Here is a 3,458-nt window from a genome sequence, read left to right as displayed (position 1 = left end):
GAACCACAAAGTGGACGCAAGCAATCTCTGACCACTCCTACCAGCCTTTACAACAGTATGAGTGTAGTGATTATCAAGTTATCGGCTTATTAGTACCGGTCAGCTCCGACAGTCTTTAGTCCTGTCTTCCACATCCGGCCTATCAACCCAGTCGTCTGGCTGGGAGCCTCTCCCCCGAAGGGATGGAAATCTCATCTCGAAGCCGGCTTCCCGCTTAGATGCTTTCAGCGGTTATCCGTTCCGAACGTAGCTAATCAGCGGTGCTCCTGGCGGAACAACTGACACACCAGAGGTTCGTCCATCCCGGTCCTCTCGTACTAGGGATAGATCTTCTCAAATTTCCTGCGCGCGCAGCGGATAGGGACCGAACTGTCTCACGACGTTCTAAACCCAGCTCGCGTACCGCTTTAATGGGCGAACAGCCCAACCCTTGGGACCTACTCCAGCCCCAGGATGCGACGAGCCGACATCGAGGTGCCAAACCATGCCGTCGATATGGACTCTTGGGCAAGATCAGCCTGTTATCCCCGAGGTACCTTTTATCCGTTGAGCGACAGCGCTTCCACAAGCCACTGCCGGATCACTAGTCCCGACTTTCGTCCCTGCTCGACTTGTCAGTCTCACAGTCAAGCTCCCTTGTGCACTTACACTCGCCACCTGATTGCCAACCAGGTTGAGGGAACCTTTGGGCGCCTCCGTTACTCTTTGGGAGGCAACCGCCCCAGTTAAACTACCCATCAGGCACTGTCCCTGAACCCGATTAGGGTCCGAAGTTAGATATCCAGAGTGACCAGAGTGGTATTTCAACAATGACTCCACGAACACTAGCGTGCCCGCTTCAACGTCTCCCACCTATCCTACACAAGCCACACCGAACACCAATACCAAACTATAGTAAAGGTCACGGGGTCTTTCCGTCCTGCTGCGCGTAACGAGCATCTTTACTCGTAATGCAATTTCGCCGAGTTCGCGGTTGAGACAGCTGGGAAGTCGTTACGCCATTCGTGCAGGTCGGAACTTACCCGACAAGGAATTTCGCTACCTTAGGATGGTTATAGTTACCACCGCCGTTTACTGGGGCTTAAATTCTCAGCTTCGCCTTGCGGCTAACCGTTCCTCTTAACCTTCCAGCACCGGGCAGGCGTCAGTCCGTATACATCGTCTTGCGACTTAGCACGGACCTGTGTTTTTAGTAAACAGTCGCTTCCCACTGGTCTCTGCGGCCATCGAACGCTCCCGGAGCAAGTCCGTTCACGCCTCAGGCCCCCCTTCTCCCGAAGTTACGGGGGCATTTTGCCGAGTTCCTTAACCACGATTCTCTCGATCTCCTTAGTATTCTCTACCTGACCACCTGAGTCGGTTTGGGGTACGGGCAGCTAGAACCTCGCGTCGATGCTTTTCTTGGCAGCATAGGATCACCGATTTCGACTTGCGTCTACCCATCAGATCTCAGGCTATATGAACGACGGATTTGCCTATCGTTCGCCCTACATCCTTAGACCGGGACAACCATCGCCCGGCTCGGCTACCTTCCTGCGTCACACCTGTTAATACGCTAAACGCACCAGCACGGGGTCGTACGCTAGGCCCAACGCTTCACCCCGAAGGGATCCATCAAAGGGATTCAGATACTTAGCACTACTGGATTGTCTTGGGCGGTTCTTCGCCGGTACGGGAATATCAACCCGTTGTCCATCGACTACGCCTGTCGGCCTCGCCTTAGGTCCCGACTTACCCAGGGAAGATTAGCTTGACCCTGGAACCCTTGGTCTTCCGGAGGACGGGTTTCTCACCCGTCTTTCGCTACTCATGCCTGCATTCTCACTCGTGTGGCATCCACGGCTGGTTCACACCGCCGCTTCACTCGCCACACGACGCTCTCCTACCCATCAACACGGCTGGACCACGAAGGCCTACCACTAATGTCAATGCCACAACTTCGGTGGCGTGCTTGAGCCCCGTTACATTGTCGGCGCGGAATCACTTGACCAGTGAGCTATTACGCACTCTTTCAAGGGTGGCTGCTTCTAAGCCAACCTCCTGGTTGTCTGTGCAACTCCACATCCTTTCCCACTTAGCACGCGCTTAGGGACCTTAGTTGGTGGTCTGGGTTGTTTCCCTCTCGACTATGAAGCTTATCCCCCACAGTCTCACTGCTGCGCTCTCACTTACCGGCATTCGGAGTTTGGCTGACGTCAGTAAGCTTTTGGGCCCCATCGGCCATCCAGTAGCTCTACCTCCGGCAAGAAACACGCAACGCTGCACCTAAATGCATTTCGGAGAGAACCAGCTATCACGAAGTTTGATTGGCCTTTCACCCCTATCCACAGCTCATCCCCTCCATTTTCAACTGAAGTGGGTTCGGTCCTCCACGACGTCTTACCGTCGCTTCAACCTGGCCATGGATAGATCACTTCGCTTCGGGTCTAGACCCTGCGACTGAATCGCCCTATTCGGACTCGCTTTCGCTACGGCTGCCCCACACGGGTTAACCTCGCCACAGAGCACTAACTCGCAGGCTCATTCTTCAAAAGGCACGCCGTCACCCCTACAAGGAGGCTCCGACGGTTTGTAAGCAAACGGTTTCAGGTACTATTTCACTCCCCTCCCGGGGTACTTTTCACCTTTCCCTCACGGTACTTGTCCGCTATCGGTCATCTGGGAGTATTTAGGCTTATCAGGTGGTCCTGACAGATTCACACGGGATTTCTCGGGCCCCGTGCTACTTGGGATACTCTTCACGCCATAACACCATTTCGACTACGGGGCTCGCACCCGCTCTGGCCAGGCGTTCAAACCTGTTCGTCTATGATGCGCTGTAACGTTCACCGGCCGGCAGACCGGAACAAAAAGTCCCACAACCCCGGCCATGCAACCCCTGCCGGGTATCACACATGACTCGGTTTAGCCTCTTCCGCGTTCGCTCGCCACTACTGACGGAATCACTGTTGTTTTCTCTTCCTGTGGGTACTGAGATGTTTCACTTCCCCACGTTCCCTCTACCCGCCCTATATATTCAGGCGGGAGTCACCAGGTCACCACAAGGGGCCTGGCGGGGTTTCCCCATTCGGAAATCCTCGGATCACAGCTCGTTTATCAGCTCCCCGAGGCTTATCGCAGATTACGACGTCCTTCTTCGGCTCCAGATGCCAAGGCATTCACCGTTTGCTCTTATGAACTTGCTAATCACATGAGTTAAGAAACTACAACTCGAAAAGTTGCAGATCCAATGATTTGCATGACCGCAGCCCGAAAGCCGCGCCATGCGAATCTTGTCGATCCACGACCGAAGCCGTGAATCTAAGATGCTCGCGTCCACTGTGTAGTTCTCAAAATACGGGCGGTATCCCTCTCTCACACACCCAGGCGTGAGAAAAGGATCCGGAGAGTCGACCCCGCCACCCGAAGGCAGCCGGCCCGGTCCCTCAGGACCCAACAGCGTGCATGTACCCGACTCC

At 54.8% G+C, this 3,458-nt stretch carries 1 rRNA gene; it reads right to left on the bottom strand.

Features of this window, described 5'->3' with window-relative positions:
* Nucleotides 1-69: 69 nt before the first annotated feature.
* Nucleotides 70-3,185 (bottom strand): 23S ribosomal RNA (locus tag C5B92_RS16700).
* Nucleotides 3,186-3,458 lie beyond the last annotated feature (273 nt).

The sequence above is a fragment of the Rathayibacter sp. AY1A4 genome (genome assembly GCF_002930955.1).
Lineage (GTDB): Bacteria > Actinomycetota > Actinomycetes > Actinomycetales > Microbacteriaceae > Rathayibacter.
Note: the sequence above shows the minus strand (reverse complement) of the source record. Positions and strands in the feature narration are given on the sequence as shown.